Origin of the sequence: Kribbella sp. NPDC048928 (genome assembly GCF_043197975.1) — a bacterium.
Lineage (GTDB): Bacteria > Actinomycetota > Actinomycetes > Propionibacteriales > Kribbellaceae > Kribbella.
Window position 1 is genome coordinate 981,182 of record NZ_JBICUC010000001.1, and the last position, 23,115, is coordinate 1,004,296.

Here is a 23,115-nt window from a genome sequence, read left to right on the forward strand (position 1 = left end):
CGCGGAGGCGCGGAGGCGCGGAGGCGCGGAGGCGCGGAGGCGCGGAGGCGCGGAGGCGCGGAGGCGCGGAGGCGCGGAGGCGCGGAGGCGCGGAGGCGCGGAGGTGCGGAGGCGCGGAGGTGGGAATCGCTGCGGGCCGTGGTTGGAGGCGTGGTCCGGCCGGTCGCGCGCCGGCACCTGACGCGACCGGGCGGCAGGGCGTGTCCGTGGCGGCGTTAGCGTGAAATGGGAGCCGGTCTGGTTGGGGTGACATTGCTGGTCTCGTCCCCGGGGTCGGCAATCCTGCTGCCGGTGGACCCGCGCGATGGCCTGTCCTGGGTCTCCGTCGGAGGCATTTCGCCCCAGATCGCGAGGTACGTCGCATCGCGCAGCGCAGCCTGGTCCTCGTGCTCTGCCTCGATCTGCGCGTCAGTTCCGGGGGTGGCGGCCTCGGGGGCTGGGGCACGCGTGGGTAATTGCTCCCGGTTCGCGAGGGACGCGGGTTCTTGGTCGACGGGCGAGTTGCCGGGCGACGGTGGTGTTGTGGTTGGACGTGGGTTGCGGATGGATGGTGGGTCGGCCCAGTGCGGGCGGGTGACGTGGACTGTGCCGTTGGTGATGGTGATGGTCCAGTGGCCGTTGTGGAGGTCTACGTGGTGTCTGCGGCAGAGCAGGGCGAGGTTGTTGAGTTTGGTCTCGCCTCCGTCGACCCAGGAGATCAGGTGATGGGCGTCGCACATGACGGGCGGGGCTCCGCAGACGACGCAGCCTCGGTCGCGGGTGTTCAGGGCACGGCGCATCGCCCGGGTGACCAGGCGTTCTCGGCGGCCCACGTCGAGGGGTTCGGAGTTCGAGCCGAGCACGATGGGGATGACGTTGGCGTCGCACGCCAGGCGTCTGATCGTCGCGGCTGACAGCCCGTTGCCGTAGACGGTGTCACCAATCGCGTCCGCGGTCGCGGCCTTGAGGTCTTCCAGGTCAATCGTCACCGTCAGGTTCGCCTTCGCCCCGAACCCAGGCACCACATCACCAGCAACACCACACCCCTGCCCCTTCCCCAAACCACCCACGCCGACACCACCCAACCCACCCAGACCCGCCGCAACACCACCCGACCAGACCCGGCCCGACGCGAACGGCAGCGGCGCGGTGGGGCCAGGCGCAGCCAGGTTCGACGCGACGGGGCTCGACGCAGCAGCGCCGCGGGCGACGGTGTCTCGCCCGGTCGGATCCGACCGGGCGGTGTTTGCCGCGCTGGCCTCCGACGCGGCAGGACGCAACCCGGTCGGGTCCGGCACGGTCGGGTCCGGCACGCCAGGGCGCGACCCGGTCGACTCCGGCGCGGCAGGGTCCGGCACGCCAGGGTCCGGCACGGCAGGGCTCGGTGCAGTCGGGTCCGGCGCGGCCGGGTCCGATGCGGTCGCATTCGATTCGGGCGGGTTCGACGCGGGCGGGTTCGACGCGGTTGGGTCCGGCGCGGCCGTATTCGGCGGGGTCGGGTTGGGGGTGGTCGGGTTGGGGGGGGTCGGGTTGGGGGTGGTGGGGCGGGGGGTGGTGGGGCTGGGGGTGCCGGCGTCCAGGGCGGTGGCGGCGAGGGTGAGGGTGGTGGACAACGCGTCGGCCTGGCGCTTTTCGCGGGGGCGGGGGTCTGGGTCGCCGTCGAGGGTTTTGTGGGGGCGGGCTCCGGCGGTGATCAGGGTGCGGAGGAGTTCGGCGTTGTCGTTGGCCAGGTAGCCCTTGAACTTCACGCCGTGGTCGGCGTTGGTCAGGGTGAGGGACTCGCGGGCGGCGGCCTTTTCCTCTGCGGGTTCTGGGCCGTCGGTGTCAAGGATGTTGCAGGCCTCTTGCGCGGACTTACGCAGATCGATGGGGGCGAGGTGGCGGGCGAGGCGGAGCAGTTCACGTTCGGCGACCTCCAGGTCCTCGACCGCGACCGTGGACGGGAGCTTCTCTAGCGGGAAGACGATCGCCTCGGCCTGCGCGGGCCGGAACCGCAGGCCTGGCCCGTCGGTCTGCTCGCTGGTCTGCCCGTCGGTCTGGCCGGCGGCCGGGCTGCCTGGGTGCAGGTCGGGGAGCGCCGCGTTGAGTGCAGGGTATTTCGGCAAGGCGCGGGCCAGCAGGACGTCGCGGCGGGCTCGGTGGTGGTCCAGGCGGTAGCGGTACTCGATGAACTGGATCGTGTCGCGGGCGCCGATGCGTTCGGCATAGCCGCGTTGGTCCAGGTCCGCGAGCAGCCGCAGGCGGCGGGTCTCGTGCTGGGCGAGCGCGAGGTCTTCCTGGTCGATGGCGCGCACGAGCTCCTCGTCGCTCATCATCTCAGGTGCCCGCTCGTCCAGAAGTTCCATACCCCGAACTCTAGACACCCCCACCGACACTTTTCAAAGCCAGAACCCCTTATTTACAAGGGATCCAGTTATCCACAGATCTAAAATCACCTGTCGGGAAACACCCGTTTTGCTGTAGGCAACAGAACCTAGAGGCGGAAGTCGGTGAGGATCTCGGCGACGGATTCCTGGCCTTCGGAGAGGGCGTTCGGGCTGCGGCGCAGGTAGTACGGGATCGAGATGATCTCGAGGGACAGGGCCCAGCCGCGAGCGCGGAGCCAGGGGGCCTCGTCGACCTCGAGTGCTTCGCGGAACCCAGTACGGGAGTCGCCTTCGAACAGGTACCACGCGGCGAGCAGGTCGCCGGCCGGGTCGGCGGCGCGGGCGGTGCCGAAGTCGCTCACGGCGGACAGCTTGCCGTCAGCAACCAGTACGTTGCCCGCCATCAGGTCGCCGTGGATCCAGCGCGGCGTACCGTCCCAGGTGTCCGCGGCCAGCGACTCCTCCCACGCGGCCGTCACCCAGCCGGTGTCGAAGTGGTCCTTGAGCTGATCCAGTGCCTCGCGGAACATCGCGTCCCGCGGCGCCAGCGGCGTACCTCGGCTGAACGGATCGCCGTCCGGCACGGGCGCTCCCGTTGCGTCCACCTCGCGGAGGGTCCGCACGAACCCGGCCAGGTCCCGAGCCGCCTGCACACCATCCAGCTCGGCCAGCACGAACGGTGCCCCCGGCAACCATCGGTAGATGCCCCAGGTGAAGGGATAGCCTGCGCCCGGCTGACCGAGCTCTAGGGGTTCGGGGATCGGCAGCGAGACATGCGGCGCGAGACGAGGCATCCAGGCCACGTCTTTCTCGACCTGCCCTAGCGTACGTTCCGTGCGCGGCAGCCGAACTGACAGCTCCCCCACCCGGAACGTCACGTTGTCGGTCCCCGACCGCTCGATCACCTGTACCGGTTGGCCCGCCCAGCGTGGGAACTGTTCCGCGAGCAGTCGCTCCACCAACGTGGAGTCGATCTCGACCTCGTCGTCGTGCAGCTTCGGAACGCCCGTCGCGCCGCGACCCTCACACCCGCCATGACACCAGGTCAACCGATTTCGCCCCGCGGACCAGGCCTCGCATCGCCCGCGCCGACCGGGGAGAATCGTGCGCGGAACCTCGAGCCCCCGAACGGATGGCAATGACGCAATCAACGCAGCTCCCCGAGACCTGGTCCGCGGCGCAAATGCCGTCGCTGCCGGCGCTCGGACCCGACGTCGTCGACGAGTTCACGCGTACGATCTACGGCCGGACCCCGGACGGCGGCCGGCTGACCGAGCTCGTACTGCAGTCCCGCGAGGACGGCGTACTGGACGGAGCCGCCGACCGTCTGCGGCACCGGGCCAGCGTTGCCTGCCCGCTCGGCAACCTCGAGTTCGAGACGCTCCTGCACGTCCCGGCCGGTGCCGCACGCCCGGCTCCGGTGATCGTGGTGCTGAACTTCAGGGGCAATGACGAGACGCTCGACCCCGATCAGGCCCACCGCTGGCCGTACCAGAAGGTCACGCAGGCCGGGTACGCCGTCCTGACCGCCGACTACCGCCAGATCGAGCCCGACGACCCGAACCCGCCAACCCCCGGCGTCCGCGCCCTGTTCCCCGCCGACACCCCCGGGCCCGCCGACACCCCGGGCACCGCCGACACCTCGGGGCCCGCGGGCACCTCGGGACCCGCCGGCACCTTGGGCGCTGCCGAGACCTGGGGCGCGGTCGCTGCCTGGGCCTGGGGAGTGTCCCGCCTGCTTGATGTCGCAGCACGCACCGAACTGGTCGACCCCACCAACGCGATCGCGCTCGGCCACTCCCGCCTCGGCAAGGCCGCGCTCTGGGCCGGCGTCCAGGACGAACGGTTCGCGGTGACGGTGTCGAACGGCTCCGGCTGCTGCGGCGCCGCGCTCTTCCGGCACCCCGGCGGCGAGGACATCGAGGCGATCACCACAAGGTTCCCGCACTGGTTCGTCCCGTCATTCGCGCAGTACGCCGGGAAGGAGGACGAACTGCCCGTGGACCAGCACCAGCTGCTCGCGAGCCTCGCACCCCGTCGCGCGTACGTCACGAGCGCCGAGGACGACGCCTGGGCCGACCCGATCGGCGAGTACCTGGCCGTCGAGGCTGCACGCCCCGCCTTCGCCCCCAACGGCATCGGCTATCACGTCCGCCCCGGCGACCACGACTTGCTGGAGGAGGACTGGCTGAAGGCCATCGCCTTCGCCAAGAGCTGATCAGGGTTCAGCTCCAGCCGCCATCGGCCTCGACAGTGGTGCCGGTGATGTAGGACGCGTCCGGGGAGAGCAGGAACTCGACCACGGCCGCGATTTCGTCCGGTTGGCCCAATCGGCCCAGTGCGTTCATCGAGCGAATGAGCACGTCGAACGGGACACCTGTCAAGGCCGGATGGGTGTAGTTCGGGGCGTACTGGGCGGCCAAGCGGGTCGCGGTGGCGCCCGGCGCGATGGCGTTGATGGCAATGCCGCGCCCGGCGAGCTCGGGGGCCAGGTTGCGAACCATGGCCGAGATGGCAGCCTTGCCGGCCGCGTACAGGGCATGTTCCTGGACCGCGAGACGCGCACTGACCGACGAGCTGAGCACGATCCGGCCGCCCTCGGTCATCGCGGCCACCGCCGCCTGGGTGACGAACAGCTGCCCGGCCACATTGGTCCCGAACTGAAGATCGAAGTCGGCCTGGGTGATGGTCTCCAGCGCCCCGAAGTGTTCGACGCCGGCATTGCTGACCAGCAGGTCCAAGCCGCCGAACTCCGAGACGACAGCCTCGACCAACTTGTGGGCCTGCGCCGAGTCGCCGACGTCACCCGGAAACGCCGACGCGGCCAAGTGCTGATCGGTGAGCTCGCCGACCAGTGCGTCGGCGGTGGCTCGATCGGATCGATAATTCACCGCGACGGTCGCTCCCTGCGCGGCCAGCCGCCGCGCGATCGCGGCGCCGATCCCGCGGCTGCCTCCGGTGACGAGTGCCCGCTTGCCCGCCAGGCCGTGTGTCGCTGTCATGATGCCCCTCCACATAAACCATATAGTCAGTATTTATGACCAATGTACCCAGAGTCGGCGGTGGCATAAAGTGTGGGTCCCATGGGGCAGTTAGGCGATGGAGCCGAGAACGGTACGGACGACGCGCAGGGCATGGACCTGGGCGTGGCGCTGTTCATCCCGTACCGCTACATGGAGGACCGGATCTTCCGGGCCATCCAGGACGCCGGGTTCGACGACTGGACACTGACCCAGGTGCGGGTGTTCCAACGCATCGCCCCGGACGGTTCGCGCTTGACGGACCTCGCCGACCATGCGCAGATGAGCAAGCAGAGCGCCGGCGTACTGGTCGATCAACTGGAACGCCTGGGCTACGTCCGACGCGCCGCTGACCCGACCGACGGGCGCGCCCGCTTGATCGTGATCGAAGAGCGCGGCCGCCGCGCCGCCGCCGTGGCGATCGCGACCTCGACCGAGATCCTGGCCGAATGGAAGGCCTACGTGGGCACCCGCAACTTCACATTGCTGCACCAGATCCTCGAGCAGCTCCGCGAGATCACCGACCCCTACGCGCGATAACCCCCTTCGCCCCAGGCTAGAGCTCTGCCTTGTGGTAGTCAGAATCATTGACTATTCTCAAAATCTAGGCGGCCACCGACCGCCTGCTCTGAGACCTGTCTGAAGGGAACACCATGTCCACCGTCATCACCGGCGCATCAGGCCACCTAGGACGGCTCGTCGTCGATCAGCTCCTGGCGGCCGGGAAGCCGCCCGCGCAGCTCGTGGCCACCGGCCGGAACACCGGCAGCCTCACCGACCTCGCCCAGAACGGGGTGACGGTGCGACGCGCGGACTTCGCCGACCCCAGCTCCCTCGAAAACGCCTTCGCAGGCGCCGACACGTTGCTGCTGGTCTCCACGACCACGATCGGGGAACGCTTCGGCAGCGCCCGCAACGCCATCGACGCGGCGATCCGGGCAGGTGTGTCGCGGATCGTCTACACCAGCCTCGTCAACGCCTCGACCGCGCAGACCACGCTCGCCGACGAGCACCGCCGTACCGAGGACTACCTGCGGGCCTCCGGTGCCGCGTTCGTCATCCTGCGCAACGGCTGGTACCTGGAGAACTACACCGACCAGCTCCAGATGATCACCCAGTACCGCGCCTTGCTGGGCAGCGCACAAGACGGACGCGTCAGCGCGGCCGCCCGTGCTGACTATGCGGCGGCCGCCGCGGCTGTGCTGACCGACGGCGGGCATCTCGGGGCGACCTACGAGCTCGGCGGAACCCCGTTCACCCTGACCGAGCTCGCCGCCACGATCAGCGATGTCCTCGGCACCCACATCAGCTACCAGGACATGCCAGTCGCGGACTACACCAGCACCCTGACCGCTGCCGGACTGCCTGCAGAGATGGCCGCTGCCGTCGCAGACGCCGATGCCGGGCTGGCGCGCGGAGAGTTGTTCACCGCCAGCGATGACCTGGTCAAGCTCATCGGCCGGCCGGCAACCACTGCGTACGAGGCCTTCCAGCGAGCCGCGGCCAACCAGCAGTCCTGAGACGCTAGTCGCCGAACATCTCGTGGATGGCGGCTTCCTGGTCGTCGGTCAGGTCGGTGTGGATCAGCTTGGCCCGCAGGCGGGTCTGCTGGAATGTCTCGCGGACCTTGCCGGTCACCTCGTCGCTGGAGAGCAGGAACAGCGCCGAGGTGCCCGGCGTCACCTGGGCCCGTACTTCCTTGATGAAGTCGTCGTCGATCCCGACGTCGATGAGCCGTCCCGCGACCGCGCCCGCCGCGGCGCCGAGCGCGGCGCCGGCGAACGGCATCAGGAAGATCGTCCCGAACAACATCCCCCAGAACGCCCCGCCGAGCGCGCCCGGACCGGTCATGTTCCGCACCTGCCGGGTCCGTGGCCGGCGCTTCTCCGGCTGCCACGTCACCGACGCGGCGTCGTGGATCTTGATCAGCTTCTGCTTGGCCAGGCTCTCGAGCGTCCCGATCGCCTGGTTGGCCCCGTCCCACGTCTCGAACTTCCACACCGTCAACGTCGCCATCTCGCTCCTCCCCTGCCACCCTCCCACTCGTGCCAGTAGTTCGACCATGCCAACCACCCTCTCTGCATCTCTGGACGGTCCGTCGCGGCGAATAGTTGGCGCCGTGCCCGAACAACCCTGAGGAGGCACCCTGAGAAGCGACCCTGAGAGTGGGCTGACGGATGTCATGGCCGGGTGGTGACGCTCGATCCAGGTCCCGGTCGGCAGGGTCCGGGAAGCTCTTGGGTATGACGACAACGACTGCGGTCAGCCTGCGGGGCGTGACCAAGAGGTACGCGGACGTGCAGGCCGTCGCCGGGGTGGATCTGGACATCCGGGCCGGCGAGGTGGTGGCGCTGCTGGGCCCGAACGGGGCCGGCAAGTCGACCACGATCGAGATGCTGCTCGGTCTGGTCCGGCCCGACCAGGGCACCGTCCAGGTGTACGGCGGCACGCCGACCGACGCGATCGCCCAGGGCCAGGTAGGCGTGATGCTGCAGAGCGGCGGCATCATCGAGGACGCCAAGGTCGGCGAGCTACTGAGCCTGGTGGCCGGCCTGCACAAGGATCCGATGCCGCTCCAGGAGGCGCTCGAGCGGGCCGGGATCGCCGACCTCACCCGGCGCACCGTGAAGGGTTTGTCCGGCGGCCAGAAGCAGCGGGTGCGGTTCGCGATGGCGATCATCCCCCAGCCGGACCTGATCGTGCTCGACGAGCCGACCACCGGCATGGACGTCGAGTCCCGCCGCGACTTCTGGGCGTCGATGCACGCCGAGACCGCCCGCGGCCGTACGGTGCTGTTCGCCACCCACTACCTCGAAGAGGCCGACGCGTACGCCGACCGCGTGGTGCTGATGCGGAACGGCAAGATCGTTGCCGACGGCACCGCCGCGCAGATCAAGGCGAGCGTCTCCGGCCGCACCATCCGCGCCACGGTTCCGGACGCCGACCTGGCCGCACTCGCCGCACAACCCGGCGTCCGCAATGTCGAGACCCGCGGCGACGTGGTGCTGCTGCAGTGCGCGGACTCCGATCGCACGCTGCGCTACCTGCTCGGCAACACGTCGGCCCACGACATCGAAGTGACCGCCGCCGATCTCGAGGACGCCGTTCTCGCCATCAGCGCGGCCCAGGAAGAGAGCCTCGCATGAACCGCGAATACCTGATGTTCGACATCCGCCGGACGCTGCGGAACCGCCGGGTGGTGATCTTCTCGATCCTGATGCCGCTGGTGCTGTTCGCGATCTTCGGCCTGACGATCCCGCAGGGCGCCGACGAGGGCGGGATCTCCGCGATCGCGTACGTGATGGTGAGTATGGCGATGTTCGGCTCGATGTCGGCCGCGATGAGCAGCGGCGGCGTGATCGCCGCCGAGCGCGACGGCGGCTGGAACCGGACGCTGCGGCTCACCCCGCTGAAGCCGCAGGCGTATGTGATCTCCAAGGTGGTCCTGTCGCTGCTGATCGCGATCCCGCCGCTGCTGGTGGTCTTCGCCTCCGGCATGACGTTCGGCCACGTGCACCTGAGCGCCGGTCAGTGGCTGACGGTCGCGGCGGTCTCCTGGCTCGGTGCGCTGCCGTTCGCCGCCATCGGGCTGGTGATCGGCTACATCGCCAAGCCGGACAGCGTGCAGCCGATCACCGGGCTGAGCACGATGCTGATCGCGGCCTTCGGCGGGCTGTGGCTGCCGGTGGACCAGATGCCCTCAATCATGAAGCACATCGCCCAGCTGACCCCGGCGTACTGGACGGGCCTGACCTCGCGCAGCGCACTGACCACGAGCGGCGTGGACACCCAGGCGCTGCTGGTGGTCCTCGGCTGGACCGTGGTACTCGGCTTCATCGCCCTGCGCCGCTACCGCGCCGACACCGCGCGGGCCTGATCACCGGGCCACACGTCAAGGCATAGCGTGGTACTCATGACGCAAAGAGCGATCTATCTCGGGGTGGGCGGCAACGAGGACTCGCCGCGCCGCCCCGGGGTGGGTTGGCTCGCGGTCGGCGTCTGGTTGTTCTACCTGGTCCAGCCGCTCCAGGTCATCGTCGACAAGCAGCACGGCGTCGCCCAGGTGCTCGGGCTGCTCACACTGCTCCTGTTCGGGGCGTCGTACATCGGGTTCTTCGGGTTCATCCGCTGGCACTACCCGCGGCCGGACGCAGCCCCGTTGTGGCTGCGGCTGAGCTGGCTCGCGTCGATGCTGGGCCTGGCGCTGCTCCTGGTGCCGACGGCCGGCCAGACGGCCCTCAGCTGCCTCGTCTACATCGCGGCGACGGGGATGGTCTCGCTCGATCTCCGGCTCGGGATCGTGATCGCCGCGGTGCTGCTCGGCGGCGCCGAGCTCTCGATGCGGCTCGTGCCGGGCTGGTCCGACAACGGCAGCTACGGGTTCGCGATCTTCCTCGGCGCGCTGGCCGTGTTCGGGCTCCGGCGGGCAGGGCAGCGCGCGAGCGAGTTGCAGATCGCCAAGGAGGACATGGCCAAGCTTGCTGTCCAGGAGGAGCGGAACCGGTTCGCCCGCGACCTGCACGACATCCTCGGCCACTCGCTCACGGTCATCACGGTGAAGGCCGAACTGGCCGGCAAGCTGATCGAGGCGAACCCGCAGCGGGCGGCCACCGAGGTGGCGGACGTCGAGAGCCTGGCGCGGGCGGCGCTGGCCGACGTACGGGCCGCAGTCGCCGGGTACCGCGAGCTGAGCCTGGCCGGGGAACTGGTCTCGGCCAAGGCCGCGCTGCAGGCCGCCGAGATCAAGCCGGACCTGCCGACCACGGTCGACGAGGTACCGGAGCAGAACCGGGAGCTGTTCGCCTGGGTGGTCCGCGAGGGCGTCACGAACGTCATCCGGCACTCGGGGGCGAAGCGCTGCACGATCAAGATCACCGCTTCGCAGATCGAGGTGATCGACGACGGCAAGGGTCCGACCCCCGGAGGAGGCGCGTCGGGCCACGGGCTCGTCGGGCTCCGGGAGCGGGCCGACAAGGCCGAGGCGGGTCTCCAGGTCGGCCAGGCCCCCGGCGGCGGGTTCCGGCTGGCAGTCCGGGTCGGCCTGTGAACCCGCCGCGTGTCACGTCCACCGGTGCGGACGGCCGTACGACGGGCAGAGCTGTGAGGATAGGGCCGTGAGTATCCGTTTGCTGATCGCCGACGACCAGGCCCTGGTCCGTGGCGCCCTGGCCGCCCTGCTCGACCTCGAGCCCGATCTGGACGTGGTGGCCGAGGTGGGCAGCGGCGACGAGGTGATCGACGCCGCGAAGAACTCGCAGCCCGACGTCGCGCTGCTCGACGTCGAGATGCCCGGGCTGGACGGGATCGAGGCGGCCGCCGCGCTGCGTACTGCCGTCCCCGGAGTTCGCGTGCTGATGGTCACCACCTTCGGCCGGCCCGGCTACCTGCGCCGCGCGATGGAGGCCGGCGCGGCCGGGTTCGTCGTGAAGGACACCCCCGCGACGCAGCTCGCCGACGCGGTCCGCCGGGTCCACCAGGGCCTGCGCGTGGTCGACCCGTCGCTCGCCGCGGAGACGCTGGTGGCAGGCACCAGCCCGCTGACAGGCCGCGAATCCGACGTACTGCGAGCCGCCCGGGACGGGGGTACGGTCGCCGACATCGCGAAGGAGCTGCACCTGTCCGAAGGCACCGTCCGCAACCACCTGTCGGCCGCGATCGGAAAGACCGGCGCCCGGACCCGCGCCGAAGCCGCCCGCATCGCCCTCGACAACGGCTGGTTGTAGCCGGTCCCTACCACTAGGGTTCTCCTAGGGGAGGGGGATCGCTATGGCTATTGGTGACTTCAGTGTCCGGGGGCGGTTGGCGGACACCGGTGAGGGGATCACGGCCGACGAGCTGCAGCTCGCGGCGCGGAACCACGGGATGCCGCTGGAGGGTCTGCGGTACGACGTGACGCCGCCGGGGCTGCACTACGTCCTGGTGCATTACGACATTCCGGCGACGTACGCGGGCGACTGGCGTCTCGAGGTCGACGGCTGTGTCGAGGAGCCGTTGTCGTTCGGGCTGACCGAGCTGCGCGCCATGGGACGACGGACGGTCCGCGTCACGCTGGAGTGCGCCGGGAACGGACGGGCCACGCTGCAACCGCGCCCGATCAGCCAACCGTGGCTGACAGAGGCAGTCGGTACGGCGGAGTGGACCGGCGTCCTGTTGTCGGACCTGCTGCGCTCGGCCGGGGTCCGTGAGGATGCCGTGGACGTGGTGTTCACCGGCGCCGACCACGGCGTGGAGCGCGGTGTCGAGCAGGACTACCAGCGGGGCCTCTCGGTCGAGGAGGCGATCGAGTCGGGCGCGATCGTGGCGTGGGAGATGAACGGCGCACCGCTGCCACCACAGCACGGGTACCCGCTGCGCCTCGTCGTGCCGGGGTGGTACGGGATGGCCAGCGTGAAGTGGCTGCGTTCGATCGAGCTGATCGACCACACCTTCGACGGCTACCAGAACGCGGTCGCGTACCGATTCCGTACGGCGACGGACAGCGCTGAGGACCCTGGGCAGGCAGTGACGCGGATCGAGCCGCGGGCGCTGCTCGTGCCGCCCGGGTTCCCGGACTTCATGAGCCGGCACCGGTTCGTTGCCGCGGGCACCGTTCCGCTGTTCGGCCGGGCCTGGTCAGGCTGGGCGCCGATCGAACGCGTCGAGGTCAGCACCGACGCCGGCGTGAACTGGCACGAGGCCAAACTCGATGCCGTCAGCAATGAACAGGACGACGACCGGTTCGGCTGGCGGGCGTTCGCGTTCGACTGGGAGGCCACGCCCGGCGAGCACGTCCTCACGGTCCGCGCGTACGACGCGTCCGGGCGCGAGCAGCCGATCGAGGCCGAGTGGAACCGCGGCGGCTTCGCGAACAACACGGCCCAGCGCATCAGTGTCCTGGTCACCTGACGCACCGCGTGTCGTTCGCGCTTTCCGGCGCACCGCCGTCACATCCTGGAGGAGTACACGGTTCTCACTTCCAGGAGTGACGCGGTGAACGAAAGCCATCTGCACGCGCGGGTCTTCAGGACGGTCGACGAATGGTACGCGGACGTCGACGACGAGCTCGACCCGCAGCCGGACAACCCGCTCTGGTACGGCTCGTACACCACCCAGCAGGACGCTCTCCAAGCCGCCTGCACCCACCTAGCCACCCTGGACGAGGCGTCCTGACCTACTCGGGCTGGTTGTGCGAGTCGCCGCCCACCCGGTAGGGCGTGGTGATGCCTTCGTACATCAGGTGGGTCATCAGGCCTTCGGAAGCGTGCGGGAGGTTGTGGCAGTGGTCCATCCACAGTCCGGGGTTGTCCGCGACGAAGGCGATCTCGTACGTCTCCTTGTTGCCGACCTCGACCGTATCGACCCACCAGGGTGAACCGGTCGCGGCCACGCCGTTGCGGGAGAGTACGACCGCGTGGTGACCGTGCAGGTGCATCGGATGCGCCTGCCCGCTGGTGTTGGAGATCTTCATCTGCACCACATCCCCCTCGGCAACCATGAACATCGGTACGTCGGGGAACTTGTGCCCGTTGATCGTCCACCACAGCCCCGGCTTCCCGTCCAGGAACCCGACCCGCCGCCCGATCCGGTACTCGAAGTTGCGGTCCGCGTGCGCCGGGTCGAACCCGAGCGGCGCCGGCGTCCCGTACGTCAGCAGATCGACGGTGTCGCCCGGTACGTCACCGCTCGGCGGCTCGGTCCCCGCGGGCGCGATCCCGAGCGACAACGCCGACGTACCGGCCACCAGCCGCATCCCGCCGGCCGGCACGACCGCCTCGAGGTCCACCCGTCCGCCCGCGGGCAGCGCATAGGCGGCCGTTACCGGCGTCGGCCCGTGAATGTCACGACCGTCGACCGCGACCACCTTGTACGGCGTCCCGACGAGCCCGACGCGCAGGATCGCGTTGTCGGTGTTGATGACCCGCACGCGCGCCGTCGTACCGGCAGGCACATCCACCCGTCCGGCCCCGGTACGCCCGTTGATGGACCGTTTCCCGTCGTACGTGTGGATCGTCGCCACCACGTCACCGGGTGCAGCGGGAGCGATCACGATCGGGCCGAACAGCCCGCCCTTCACCTCGTCGCTCGACACCTGATGCGAGTGGTACCAGTACGTCCCCGCCTGCGTCGCCTTGAAGCGGTACACGTGCTTCCCGCCCACCGGTACGGCGTCCTGCGTCACCCCGGCGACACCGTCCTCGGCGTTCGGTACGTCGATGCCGTGCCAGTGCAGCGTGGCGCCGTCCTTCACCGACTCGTTCACGAACGTCACCTGTACCAGGTCGCCGACGCGCGCCCGGATCAGCGGCCCGGGCGAGCTCCCGTTGACCGTGTACCCGTCGACGGTCTCCCCCGAGGCGAGCTGGTACTTCTGCTTCCGCGCGGTCAGCGTCACGTCGACGTTCGGCGTGCCCGTCTTCGGACCGGTGAGGTCCGCGACGCTCGTCCCCTGGTGGTGCATGTGCTCCATCGAGCCGGGGCCGCCGCCGTAGTCGGCGTACCCCATCTCCGCCGGGTTGTATGAGCCCGGGACCAGGCTGGTCGTCCAGAGGTAGCCCAACGGTACGAGCACCGCGAGCGTGACCCCCAGTGCGACCAGCCGGCCCCAGCGCTTCTTCTTGACGTCAGACACTGGTCACAGGCTGCTTCGGTACGGCGGCCCGCCGGGCGCCGGCGCTTGCGACACCCGCGATCACCAGCCCGTTGATCCCGTGCAGCAACCCGAGCGCCGGCACCCCGAAGGACACCACGGCGAGCAGGATCTGCAGCACCACCAGGCCGACCACGATCCCGGCCAGTACCCGGCCCCGCGGTACGTCGGTCAGGAACGACACGATCAGGAACACCAGCGCGAGCAGACCGATCACCGTACCGGCGATGCTGTGGTAGCTCTGCCCGAAGTTGCTGTAGTCGGCACCGATCGAGGTGCCGTCGTCGGCGTCCTTCGCGATCGTGAACCCGGCCAGGGCGATCGAGGCGACCTGCAGTACGACCGCGATCGCGATCAGCATCCCCACGATCCGGTACACGTTCCTCATGCCCCGTGTCCCATCTTGTGCCGCATCCGGCGCTTGCGGACGACGAACACGGCCGCCACGATCAGCGCGATCGGCAGGATCGGCGGATGCCCGCCACCCACCACGCACCCGATCGAGGCCAGTACGCCTAGTACGCCCAGCAGGATCAGCACCGGCAACGGCACCCGACCCAGGAACCCACGCCGGCTCCACTCCGGCCGCGGCCCGCCGAACGCTCCACCAGGCCCACCATTTCCGGGCCCACCGTTTCCAGGACCGGTCGCCCCGGCAGCGTTCTCAGGTGCGGTCCAGGGCGGACGGCGCCAGCCCCACGGCCCGGCCCAGCCCTCACCCGCGTCGGCCGCACCCTCGGCGCCCGCTGAACCTGCTGGGCGCTGACCCGGCAGGTCTGCGAACAGTCCGCCCAGGTCTGCCTCGGTCTTGGCCTTCAGGGCCTGCTCGACGCGCTCGGAGTGTTCCTCCGCGCTCAGCCGGCCGGCTTCGTAATGCTCTCCCAGACGCCGCACGGCGTCCTCGCGCTCACGGTCGCCGATGCGGATCGGTCCGCCCGGCCTCTCCTCGTTCATGACTCTCCCTGGTGCTCGAAGGTTTCTCCGATGGCACCAAGGTTGTCGTTGCGGACCCCTCCTCCGCGTCGCCTCAGCGGCGGCACCTGCGCTACCCCCGGAGGAGCACGCTGCACCGCTGGACGCAGTACGGCATACTCCCCCGGGCGTAGTACGCCCCAGGGTTAACCCTCAGCCGTTGACTGAGAGGATCTGGTTGACGTCGTCGTTCGCCTTCGCCAGCGACGCCGGCTCCGCCTCGAACGCCATCACCGCATCCATCGCCGGAGTCATCACCGCGGTGACGTCCGCGGCGTTCGGATTCGCCGGGTACGGGAACACGTCACCCGCCTCGACCGTCTCCAGGAACGGCGTGACGTCCCACCCGCCCTTCGCGAACGCCGCCCTCGCCAGCGGCAGGCTCGCCGCCACCGCCGGGAACACCACGCCCGCCTTGGCGACGATGTCCTGCGCCGTCTGCGAGCCGAGGAACTTCACCCAGGCCCACGACGCCTCACGCTGCGTGGTCCCGGCCCAGATCGTGTCCGCGAGCCCGTTCATCATCGACATCCGCTTGCCGATCGGCCCGATCGGCAGCCTGGCGAGCTTGGTCTTCACCTGCTTCAGCGTGCCGTACGTGCCGAGCATCCAGGAACCGTTCGGGGTGATCGCGTACTTCCCCGCACCGAAGCTCGTGGTGACGTCCACCCCGGACTTCGCCTGCGCGTACGTCGGCATGTACCCCTTGGTGATGAGCCCGCGCCACCACCCGATCGTGTCGGTGAACTTCGGGTCGCCGTAGAAGAACTTCGTCCCCCACGGTTCACCCTCGGAATACTTCCAGCCGTTGCTCGCCGCGTACCAGCTCCAGCTCGTCTGCCCGTCGCCACCACCGGCGTCGGCGTACCCGAGCCCGTAGACCTTGATCTTGGTCTTGTCGAACCCGGGCTGGTCGCCGCGCCGGCCCTTCGAGTCGACCGTCAGCCGCTGGACGATCTGCTCGAACGTGCCGCCGTCGTGCGGGTTCCAGGTCATCGAGTTGAGCTGCTCGGGGCTGATCCCGGCCGCCTCGGTGAAGGCGCTGTTGTAGAAGTAGACCTCGCTGTCGAAGTCCTTCGGCAGGCCGTACCGCTTGCCGTCGGCCCCGATCCAGCGATCCGCCAGGCCCTTCTGGTAGATGGACAGGTCAACGTTGTCCTTGGCAACGAAATCGTCGATCGGCAGCACCTGCCCCTTGTCGGCGAACAGCGGGTACTTCGACGAGTGCCCGGTGAAGACGTCCGGCGCGGTGTCCGAGATGAACCCGGTGACCAGTTTCGACCAGTAGTCGTTCCAGCCGTACTGCTCGATCTTCACGCTGTACTGCGGGTTCTGTTCGTGGAAGAGCTTCGCGCACGCCGTGTACATCGGCAGCTGCGCGGAGTCCCACAGCCAGTAGATGATCTCGCCGTCACCGCGGGCCGCGGCGCCGTTGTTGCACGCGGCAACCGCGGGTACGGCCAACGAGGCGAGTCCGGCCTTCAGCAAGGTCCTACGTGAGAGGTTCATTTGATCCCCGAGAAGCCGATGGAGTTCGTGATCCGTTTGGCGAACGCCAGGAACAAGATGATCATCGGCAGCGCCGCGATCAGCGTCGCCGCCATCAGGCCGGCCCAGTCCGGACCGCCCTGCGGGGTCTGCGACCGGAACACGCCGAGCGCGACCGTCAGCACCCGGACGTTCTCCTGCTGACCGACGAGCAACGGCCAGAAGTAGTCGTTCCAGGAGTTGATGTAGGTCAGGATCGCCAGCGTCGCGATCGGTGCGGCGCTCATCGGGATCACCAGCCCGAAGAAGATCCGCCGGTGCCCGGCGCCGTCGATCATCGCCGCCTCCTCGAGTTCACGGTTGATGCCGAGGAAGAACTGCCGCAGGAAGAAGATCGCGAACGGCGTCATGAACGCGCCGGGCAGGATGATGCCGGCGAAGCTGTTCAGCAGCCCGAGGTTCTTGATCAGCACGAAGTTCGGCAGCGTGGTGAAGATCGGCGGCACCATCAGCGCGGCCAGGAACAACGCGAACACCTTGTCCCGCCCGGGCCAGCGCAGCCGCGCGAACGCGTACGCCGCCATCGCGCTGAAGAACACCTGGCAGACCGTGGTGATGGTTGCCACCACCAACGAGTTCCGCAGGTACAGCCAGAAGTTCACGGCCGCACCGGATCCACCCTGTGCCTGCGCCTCCTCGATCGAGGACAGCCCGAGCACCCGCTTGAACGCGCCGAGCGTGGTCTCCACCGGCAGCAACGAATGCGGATGCCCCGGGAGCTGCGTGTTGTCCGAGAACGCCGTCCGCAGCATCCAGTAGAACGGGAACAGCGTGACGATCAGCAGGATGAACAACAGCACCCACGCGACCGTACGTCCAACGCTCACTTGCTTCCTCATGCGAGATCACTCTCCCGCGCCCGGAGCAGCCGCAACTGCACCAGCGACACCACGGCGAGGATCGCGAACAGCACCAGCGCCATCGCGGAGGCGTACCCGAAGTCGAACCGGGTGAACGCCCGTTCGTAGATGTAGTAGTAGATGACCCGCGTCGCGTTGATCGGACCGCCCTGCGTGGTCACCGCGACCGTGTCGAAGATCTGGAACGATCCGATCATGGTGACCACCAGGACCATCACCAGAACGGGCCGCAGCAGCGGCAACGTGATCCGCCAGAACGTCTTCCACTCGGTCGACCCGTCCACCTCGGCCGCTTCGTAGACGTACGCCGGAATCGTCTGGAGCCCGGCAAAGACGAGCAGTGCGGTGTAGCCCATGTGCCGCCAGACGTTGATGCCGGCAACGGTCGGGATCGCCCAGTGCGAGTCGCCGAAGAACGCCACCGGGTCGACGCCGAACCAGCTCAGGAACGTGTTCACGACGCCGACCTGTACGTCGAGCATCCAGTACCAGACCAGGGCGACGACCACGTTCGCGACCAGGTACGGCGCCAGGATGATGGCCCGGACCGTGATCGACTTGGTCAGCCGGTACATCAGCATCGCGATCCCGACCGCCAGTACGGTCTGCAGGCCGATGTTGATCACGACGTACTCGACGGTGACGCCGAGCGCGTTCCAGAAGAAGCTGTCGTGGATCATCCGCTCATAGTTGTCCAGCCCGTTGAACTTCGGCGCCGAGAGCAGGCTGTACTCGGTGAAGCTCAGGTACGCGCCGCGCAGCGTCGGCCAGATGTAGAACACGACGAACCCGACGGTGGCCGGCAGGAGGAAGATCAGTGCGACCTTGAGGTCTCCCAGGCTGCGCCGCTTCCCTGGCGGCGCGGCCTGTCCCCCGTGACTTCGTTCGGCCTTGGGTGGTGCGTTGGTTGTGGTCACGGGGGATCTCCTTCTGTTGTTTCGCGGCCGGGTGGGCTTACCCGACCGCTGTCACGTCCAGCAAGATCGCGTTCTCGGGCCACTGCGCGGGCATCAGCACCCCGACCGCGGCGAGGGCGGCGCCGTTCAGTTCCACGCTTCCACCGTCGGCCGACCACACCGTTGAGCGCGACTCGGGTCCGGGTGTCGTGACCTTGCCGATGCGGTAGGTGGTCTGCGGGTCGAGCCCGGGCAGCCGTACGCGACCGACGGCGGACGTCACCGACTGCTTCGTCTGGACGACGCTGAAGACCGCGCGCGATCCGTCCTGCGCCACGACGCCGTGCACGAGTACGTCCTCGGGACCACGGTCGGCACGGACCACGCGGCCCGTGTGCAGCAGCGGCCGCAGTTCCTTGTGCAGTGCGACCCAGCCCTTCAGCTCCGCCCGCTCCTCAGGGCTCGCCGAAGCGATGTCCCACTCGATGCCGAAGTGCCCGAACAGCGCGGTGATCGCGCGGAACGACAGCGTCTGGGTCCGGCCGGTGGTGTGCGCCCGCGGCGGTCCGACGTGGCAGCCGATCAGCTCCGGCGGCAGCAGCAGTTGCGTGTACCGCTGGATGGTCTGACGTTCGAGCGCGTCGTTGCTGTCGCTGCCCCAGATCCGGTCCGTGCGCTCCAGGATGCCCAGGTCGACCCGGGCGCCGCCGGACGAGCAGGACTCGATCTCCAGTCCGGGGTGCCGGCGCTTCAGCTCGTCGATCAGCCGGTACACGGCAGCGGTCTGCTCGTGGATGCCCGCCGTACCGGTGTGCTGGTTGCCGCCGTCAACGAAGTCCCGGTTGTGGTCCCACTTCAGGTACGCGATGTCGTACTCGCCGAGGATGCTGTCCAGCCGCTCGAGGATGTAGCCGTACGCGGCCGGGATGCCGAGGTTCAGGCCCTGCTGGTGGCGCGCGGTCGGCGGCATCCGGTCGCCGGTGGCGAGGATCCAGTCCGGGTGCTCGCGGGCCAGGTCCGAGTCCGGGTTCACCATCTCCGGCTCCACCCAGAGCCCGAACTGCAGGCCGAGGCTCTTCACATGGTCGACCAGCGGGTGCAGCCCCTTCGGCCAGATGCCTTCGTCGACGTACCAGTCACCGAGGCCGGCGTGGTCGTCGCGGCGGCCGCGGAACCAGCCGTCGTCGAGCACGAACCGCTCCGCGCCGACCTCGGCGGCCGCGTTCGCGAGTGCCTTCAGCTTGTCCAGGTCGAGGTCGAAGTACACGGCCTCCCAGGTGTTCAGTACGACGGGACGCTCGGTCTTCGGGTGCTGCGGACGTGCGCGCAGGTACTCGTGGAAGCGCGTCGACAGGTCGTCGAGGCCGACGCCGTACGAGCCATAGATCCACGGGGTGCTGTAGGTGGCGGCCGGCTCGATGCGGCCCTCACCCGGGAGCAGTAGTTCGCCGCCACCGATCACGCCGTACCCGCTCATGCCGCGTTCGGCGTACGAACGGTGGTTGCCGCTCCAGGCGGTGTGCACGCCCCACACCTCGCCGGTGCGGAAGCCGAAGCCCTCGGTGCCTGCCAGGAGCAGGAGCGTGGCGTCGGCGCCGGTACGGCCGCGGCGGTTGTCGCGGATGTGCGCGCCCTGCGTGAACGCATGCCGCTGCGGGTGCCGTTCACCGATGTGGCGGCCGGTCAGGTCCAGCAGCTCGGTCGCCTCGGTCGGGACCGGCAACGCCAGGTACAGCCCGTCGACGGTGTACGGGGTCGTACCGGTGTTGGTCAGGTCGGCCTTGGTCTTCACCAGGCCGGAGTCCGTGAGCTCGATCGCGAGCTTGAGCTCGAGGCCCGCGTCGGCCGCCTCGATCTGCACCGTGTTGCCGGTCCGCGCGACGTTCGTCAGGCGGAAGCTGGCGGAGAAGTCCTGGCCGTCGCGATGCCCGTTCAGGCCGGGCAGGCCGAACCAGCCGGCCGAGTACTCCGGCACGATCGCGATCGGGAGGTTGCCGTCCAGGCCGTTGCCATCCTGGACCGCGCCGGCGCCGCGCCGGAGTTCGCGCAGAGCGTTGCCGGTCAGCTCACCCAGATCCGCGCCCCAGTGCAGGACGGACGGAAGAGCCGGACCGGAGCAGTCGAGCACCAGGCTGACACCGCCGGCCCGGAGCTGCAGAATCTCGATGTTCGACACTGTTGATTCACACTGCTTTCTGATTGATTTCAGGACGGAACTATTTACCCCGCCAGCCCGGTTGTCAATGCTTCACGAAGTTAAGTAAATACCTTAGGGCTCTCTACAACGAAGGAACAGGGGTTTCCTCAGCGACGGCCGACCGGCTCAGGCGTCCTCGAGGCTCCGCTTTCGGACCGATCGCAGCCAGTTGTCGACCGTTGTCACGTCCGGCGTCGCCGGCAGCACCGTGTGCTCCAGCGCCATGTCGAGCTCCTTGTGCAGCTGCAGTCGCCAGCGCTCGACCTCGTCCCATGGCAGTTCGCCACGCTTCACGGCCAGCAGGCGTTCGCGATCCGGGCCGACGTCGACGACGAGGGTTGCCTCGAGCAACAGTTCGCGGGCCGACAGGAGCAGCCGGATCAGGTGCATGACGTGCTTCCACTTCGGTGCACCGTCGCGGCGGAAGTCCGTCTCGAGCTTCTTGAACTGGCTGAGCACGTAGCCCGAGTACGTCTGGTAGGCCAGTTGGGACAGGAAGGACCGGCGGAGGTCGAGCAGTTCCTGACCCAGCGCGGTCTGGTGGACGACGAGGGGTGAGTGCAGGACCTCGAGCAGGTTCGGGTTCGACTTGAGCGCGAGCTCGCAGAACCGCTCGACCTCCCACGAGAACCACTCGGGCTCCGGCCCGTCCACGTGTGCCGGCGGCTTCGCGAGCGACCAGAACGCCTCGGTCGGCGCGACGTACACACCTCGGGTGTCGGTGTCGGACTCGTCGGTGTCGAGCCCGAACGCGCGCGATCCGACCACCGCGGCGTAGATCGTGTGCTCGCGTACGAGACGATCGCCGTCCGGCTGATCCAGCTCGATCGCCTCGCCCTGGTACGCCGTCCGCAGGCTGAGCTGATCGCGCCGCGCCACGGTCTCCCGCCCGTCGACGAGCCGAACCGCGTAGCGCCCGTCCACGGTGATCCCCGCCACCCGCCCGGTCGCCCCACGCTGGGCCGTACCGCCCCGATCGTCCGGCGCGGCGACCCGAACCACCACCTGCGTACCCACCGGCAACTGCGGTCCCTGCACCGACATGCCGCCATCTTCCCCGACCACCGGCCCACCACCTCCCCACCCGACAGCCGGCATGCCTTCACGCCCTCACCCTCGACCCCGGACCGCCAGGCCATCACAACTCCGCACCTCGGCGCGCCCTGAGCGCGCCGAGGTGCGCGAGACGCCGATTGTGATGGCCTGGCGACCCGCAAACCACTCTTGACAACTTTTCCTGTCAAGTGGAGATTTACTGTCATGATGCGGTACGTCGAGGAGCCCGAGAAGGTGCGGTTGGCGCTGTCGCCGATCCGGCGGCGGCTGCTCGAGCTGCTCCGGGAGCCCTCGTCGGCGACCCAGCTCGCGGCCACGCTCGAGTTGCCGCGGCAGCGGGTCAACTACCACCTGCGCGAGCTCGAGAAGGCCGGCCTCGTCGAGCTCGTCGAGGAGCGGCAGCGGCGCGGATTCACCGAGCGGATCCTGCGTGCGTCGGCCGGCCTGGTGGTCGATCCGGCGGTGATGGGCAACGCCTTCACCCACATCCAGGACCAGTACGCCGCCGAGCACCTGGTCGAGGTCGCCGCGGGGACCGTACGGGACGTGGCCCGGATGCAGAGCGCCGCCGACGCGGACGGGAAGCGGCTGCTGACGTTCACGGTGGAGGCCGAAGTGCGGTTCGCGGAGCCGGGCGACGTCCATCGGTTCACCGACGCGTTGACGGCGGCGATGCAGCGTGTGGTCGAGGAGTTCGACAGCGCGGGCGGGCGGCCGTACCGGCTGGTCGCGGGCGGTCACCCGGCGCCGTCCCGAGGTACTCGAGGAGAGACATGAAGATCGTGGTGACGATTGCCGCTCCGGTGGCGACGGTGTGGGATGCCTTGCGGGACAGGGACAAGATCCGGCACTGGCACGGCTGGGAGTACGAGGGCGGCCTCGACGAGGAGATCGAGCAGATCTACTTCACCCGGGCGGTCGAGGAGGGCACGACGCTGCGACTCGGGAACGGTGACGAGTTCGCCGTCGAGGCGGTCGAAGGCGGTTCGCGGGTCACGTTGACGCGGGCGCCGCTCGGTGCGGATCCCGACTGGGACGCCTACTACGACGACGTCACCGAAGGCTGGACCACCTTCCTCCACCAACTCCGCTTCGCCGTCGAACGCCATCCCGGCGACGCCCGGCACACCCTGTTCTTCTCCGGAACCGGCCCAACCTCCCCGATCACCGAACTAGGCCTGGACCACCGCACGGTCGGCACGACGGTGGAGCTGGACCTCGTCGGCCAGCGCATCAAGGGCGAGATCTGGTACACCTCCGAGCACCAGCTCGGCCTGACCGTCGATGCCTGGGGCAACGGCCTCCTTGTCCTCAACCACATCCCGCCCGGCATCAAGAAACCGGACGGCGCCACCATGGCCATCCTCTCCCTCTACGCCGACACAGACCGCGCCGAGGTAGAGGGCCGCTGGAGCAAGTGGTGGGCGGAGCACTACACCGCTAACGACAGGAGGTAGTGCCCTCGCAGGGCCGTCGTCAGGCGGCGACCCGGTCGGCATCCGGCGGCAGACGGCACTACCTCCTGTCGTTAGATCGCTGACCCGGCGGTGACAGGGCGCAAAGGTGTCACGACTCTGTGTCTATGCGGCGTGGTT

At 69.0% G+C, this 23,115-nt stretch carries 23 protein-coding genes; 11 read left to right on the top strand and 12 right to left on the bottom strand.

Translation table 11 applies throughout. From position 1 onward, the window contains the following. Positions 1-215: 215 nt before the first annotated feature. A complete protein-coding gene (locus tag ACGFI6_RS04700) occupies positions 216-2,354 on the bottom strand; it encodes a DUF222 domain-containing protein (protein WP_393115262.1) in 2,139 nt (712 codons plus the stop codon). Between the two features lie 98 nt (positions 2,355-2,452). Beyond that, positions 2,453-3,394 (bottom strand): aminoglycoside phosphotransferase family protein, encoded by a 942-nt coding sequence (locus ACGFI6_RS04705; RefSeq protein WP_393115264.1) that lies wholly within the window; start codon positions 3,392-3,394, stop codon positions 2,453-2,455. A gap of 89 nt (positions 3,395-3,483) precedes the next feature. On the opposite strand from ACGFI6_RS04705, the gene ACGFI6_RS04710 reads away from it, so the two are divergent. Then, entirely contained in the window at positions 3,484-4,563 is a 1,080-nt protein-coding gene (locus ACGFI6_RS04710) for an alpha/beta hydrolase family protein (RefSeq protein ID WP_393115265.1), read from the top strand. Positions 4,564-4,570: 7 nt separating this feature from the next. Here ACGFI6_RS04710 and ACGFI6_RS04715 read toward each other — a convergent pair whose 3' ends face one another. Beyond that, positions 4,571-5,347 (bottom strand): SDR family NAD(P)-dependent oxidoreductase, encoded by a 777-nt coding sequence (locus tag ACGFI6_RS04715; protein ID WP_393115266.1) that lies wholly within the window; start codon positions 5,345-5,347, stop codon positions 4,571-4,573. An 81-nt stretch (positions 5,348-5,428) separates the two neighbouring features. On the opposite strand from ACGFI6_RS04715, the gene ACGFI6_RS04720 reads away from it, so the two are divergent. Beyond that, entirely contained in the window at positions 5,429-5,905 is a 477-nt protein-coding gene (locus ACGFI6_RS04720; protein ID WP_393115267.1) for a MarR family winged helix-turn-helix transcriptional regulator, read from the top strand. A 113-nt stretch (positions 5,906-6,018) separates the two neighbouring features. Continuing rightward, positions 6,019-6,885, top strand: a complete 867-nt coding sequence (locus tag ACGFI6_RS04725) for an NAD(P)H-binding protein (RefSeq protein WP_393115268.1) — start codon at positions 6,019-6,021, stop codon at positions 6,883-6,885. A gap of 4 nt (positions 6,886-6,889) precedes the next feature. Here the strand turns inward: ACGFI6_RS04725 and ACGFI6_RS04730 are convergent, their stop codons facing one another. After that, positions 6,890-7,381 (bottom strand): DUF1269 domain-containing protein, encoded by a 492-nt coding sequence (locus ACGFI6_RS04730; RefSeq protein ID WP_393115269.1) that lies wholly within the window; start codon positions 7,379-7,381, stop codon positions 6,890-6,892. 227 nt (positions 7,382-7,608) lie between these two features. On the opposite strand from ACGFI6_RS04730, the gene ACGFI6_RS04735 reads away from it, so the two are divergent. From ACGFI6_RS04735 to ACGFI6_RS04760, 6 genes are all read left to right on the top strand, one after another. Then, on the top strand, positions 7,609-8,511 hold the full coding sequence (locus ACGFI6_RS04735; protein WP_393115270.1) for an ABC transporter ATP-binding protein: 903 nt from the start codon (positions 7,609-7,611) through the stop codon (positions 8,509-8,511). After that, a complete protein-coding gene (locus ACGFI6_RS04740) occupies positions 8,508-9,242 on the top strand; it encodes an ABC transporter permease (RefSeq protein ID WP_393115271.1) in 735 nt (244 codons plus the stop codon). Before ACGFI6_RS04735 ends, ACGFI6_RS04740 begins: the two co-directional genes overlap by 4 nt. A 36-nt stretch (positions 9,243-9,278) precedes the next feature. Continuing rightward, positions 9,279-10,412, top strand: a complete 1,134-nt coding sequence (locus ACGFI6_RS04745) for a sensor histidine kinase (RefSeq protein ID WP_393115272.1) — start codon at positions 9,279-9,281, stop codon at positions 10,410-10,412. A 67-nt stretch (positions 10,413-10,479) separates the two neighbouring features. Continuing rightward, on the top strand, positions 10,480-11,088 hold the full coding sequence (locus ACGFI6_RS04750; protein WP_393115273.1) for a response regulator transcription factor: 609 nt from the start codon (positions 10,480-10,482) through the stop codon (positions 11,086-11,088). Between the two features lie 43 nt (positions 11,089-11,131). Continuing rightward, the gene (locus tag ACGFI6_RS04755; RefSeq protein WP_393115274.1) at positions 11,132-12,250 is read left to right on the top strand and encodes a sulfite oxidase; all 1,119 of its coding nucleotides are present in this window, start codon (positions 11,132-11,134) and stop codon (positions 12,248-12,250) included. Between the two features lie 84 nt (positions 12,251-12,334). Continuing rightward, positions 12,335-12,514 (top strand): hypothetical protein, encoded by a 180-nt coding sequence (locus tag ACGFI6_RS04760; protein WP_393115275.1) that lies wholly within the window; start codon positions 12,335-12,337, stop codon positions 12,512-12,514. Position 12,515: 1 nt separating this feature from the next. Here ACGFI6_RS04760 and ACGFI6_RS04765 read toward each other — a convergent pair whose 3' ends face one another. From ACGFI6_RS04765 to ACGFI6_RS04800, 8 genes are all read right to left on the bottom strand, one after another. Continuing rightward, on the bottom strand, positions 12,516-13,973 hold the full coding sequence (locus ACGFI6_RS04765) for a multicopper oxidase family protein (protein ID WP_393115276.1): 1,458 nt from the start codon (positions 13,971-13,973) through the stop codon (positions 12,516-12,518). Then, the gene (locus ACGFI6_RS04770; protein WP_393115277.1) at positions 13,966-14,379 is read right to left on the bottom strand and encodes a hypothetical protein; all 414 of its coding nucleotides are present in this window, start codon (positions 14,377-14,379) and stop codon (positions 13,966-13,968) included. The genes ACGFI6_RS04765 and ACGFI6_RS04770 overlap by 8 nt, the downstream gene beginning before the upstream one ends. Further along, on the bottom strand, positions 14,376-14,945 hold the full coding sequence (locus tag ACGFI6_RS04775) for a DUF1707 domain-containing protein (RefSeq protein WP_393115278.1): 570 nt from the start codon (positions 14,943-14,945) through the stop codon (positions 14,376-14,378). The genes ACGFI6_RS04770 and ACGFI6_RS04775 overlap by 4 nt, the downstream gene beginning before the upstream one ends. Positions 14,946-15,116: 171 nt before the next feature. Then, a complete protein-coding gene (locus ACGFI6_RS04780; RefSeq protein WP_393115280.1) occupies positions 15,117-16,472 on the bottom strand; it encodes an ABC transporter substrate-binding protein in 1,356 nt (451 codons plus the stop codon). Beyond that, positions 16,469-17,350 carry a carbohydrate ABC transporter permease gene (locus tag ACGFI6_RS04785; RefSeq protein ID WP_393115282.1) on the bottom strand — a complete coding sequence of 294 codons (882 nt, stop codon included), beginning with the start codon at positions 17,348-17,350 and terminating at the stop codon, positions 16,469-16,471. Before ACGFI6_RS04785 ends, ACGFI6_RS04780 begins: the two co-directional genes overlap by 4 nt. Continuing rightward, the gene (locus ACGFI6_RS04790) at positions 17,347-18,288 is read right to left on the bottom strand and encodes a carbohydrate ABC transporter permease (RefSeq protein WP_393115283.1); all 942 of its coding nucleotides are present in this window, start codon (positions 18,286-18,288) and stop codon (positions 17,347-17,349) included. Before ACGFI6_RS04790 ends, ACGFI6_RS04785 begins: the two co-directional genes overlap by 4 nt. A 37-nt stretch (positions 18,289-18,325) precedes the next feature. Then, the gene (locus ACGFI6_RS04795) at positions 18,326-20,443 is read right to left on the bottom strand and encodes an alpha-galactosidase (RefSeq protein ID WP_393115284.1); all 2,118 of its coding nucleotides are present in this window, start codon (positions 20,441-20,443) and stop codon (positions 18,326-18,328) included. Positions 20,444-20,590: 147 nt separating this feature from the next. Beyond that, positions 20,591-21,508 (bottom strand): DNA polymerase beta superfamily protein, encoded by a 918-nt coding sequence (locus ACGFI6_RS04800; RefSeq protein WP_393115285.1) that lies wholly within the window; start codon positions 21,506-21,508, stop codon positions 20,591-20,593. 216 nt (positions 21,509-21,724) lie between these two features. Between ACGFI6_RS04800 and ACGFI6_RS04805 the strand changes: the two genes are divergently transcribed. Next, a complete protein-coding gene (locus ACGFI6_RS04805; RefSeq protein ID WP_393115286.1) occupies positions 21,725-22,297 on the top strand; it encodes a helix-turn-helix domain-containing protein in 573 nt (190 codons plus the stop codon). Beyond that, a complete protein-coding gene (locus ACGFI6_RS04810; protein ID WP_393115287.1) occupies positions 22,294-22,977 on the top strand; it encodes an SRPBCC domain-containing protein in 684 nt (227 codons plus the stop codon). Before ACGFI6_RS04805 ends, ACGFI6_RS04810 begins: the two co-directional genes overlap by 4 nt. The last annotated feature ends 138 nt before the right edge of the window (positions 22,978-23,115 follow it).

Coding starts and splice junctions, on each gene's coding strand:
- ACGFI6_RS04710 (WP_393115265.1), top strand. CDS start 3,484: ATGACGCAATCAACGCAGCTCCCCGAGACCTGGTCCGCGGCGCAAATG.
- ACGFI6_RS04715 (WP_393115266.1), bottom strand. CDS start 5,347: ATGACAGCGACACACGGCCTGGCGGGCAAGCGGGCACTCGTCACCGGA.
- ACGFI6_RS04720 (WP_393115267.1), top strand. CDS start 5,429: ATGGGGCAGTTAGGCGATGGAGCCGAGAACGGTACGGACGACGCGCAG.
- ACGFI6_RS04725 (WP_393115268.1), top strand. CDS start 6,019: ATGTCCACCGTCATCACCGGCGCATCAGGCCACCTAGGACGGCTCGTC.
- ACGFI6_RS04730 (WP_393115269.1), bottom strand. CDS start 7,381: ATGGCGACGTTGACGGTGTGGAAGTTCGAGACGTGGGACGGGGCCAAC.
- ACGFI6_RS04735 (WP_393115270.1), top strand. CDS start 7,609: ATGACGACAACGACTGCGGTCAGCCTGCGGGGCGTGACCAAGAGGTAC.
- ACGFI6_RS04740 (WP_393115271.1), top strand. CDS start 8,508: ATGAACCGCGAATACCTGATGTTCGACATCCGCCGGACGCTGCGGAAC.
- ACGFI6_RS04745 (WP_393115272.1), top strand. CDS start 9,279: ATGACGCAAAGAGCGATCTATCTCGGGGTGGGCGGCAACGAGGACTCG.
- ACGFI6_RS04755 (WP_393115274.1), top strand. CDS start 11,132: ATGGCTATTGGTGACTTCAGTGTCCGGGGGCGGTTGGCGGACACCGGT.
- ACGFI6_RS04770 (WP_393115277.1), bottom strand. CDS start 14,379: ATGAGGAACGTGTACCGGATCGTGGGGATGCTGATCGCGATCGCGGTC.
- ACGFI6_RS04775 (WP_393115278.1), bottom strand. CDS start 14,945: ATGAACGAGGAGAGGCCGGGCGGACCGATCCGCATCGGCGACCGTGAG.
- ACGFI6_RS04780 (WP_393115280.1), bottom strand. CDS start 16,472: ATGAACCTCTCACGTAGGACCTTGCTGAAGGCCGGACTCGCCTCGTTG.
- ACGFI6_RS04785 (WP_393115282.1), bottom strand. CDS start 17,350: ATGAGGAAGCAAGTGAGCGTTGGACGTACGGTCGCGTGGGTGCTGTTG.
- ACGFI6_RS04800 (WP_393115285.1), bottom strand. CDS start 21,508: ATGTCGGTGCAGGGACCGCAGTTGCCGGTGGGTACGCAGGTGGTGGTT.
- ACGFI6_RS04805 (WP_393115286.1), top strand. CDS start 21,725: ATGATGCGGTACGTCGAGGAGCCCGAGAAGGTGCGGTTGGCGCTGTCG.
- ACGFI6_RS04810 (WP_393115287.1), top strand. CDS start 22,294: ATGAAGATCGTGGTGACGATTGCCGCTCCGGTGGCGACGGTGTGGGAT.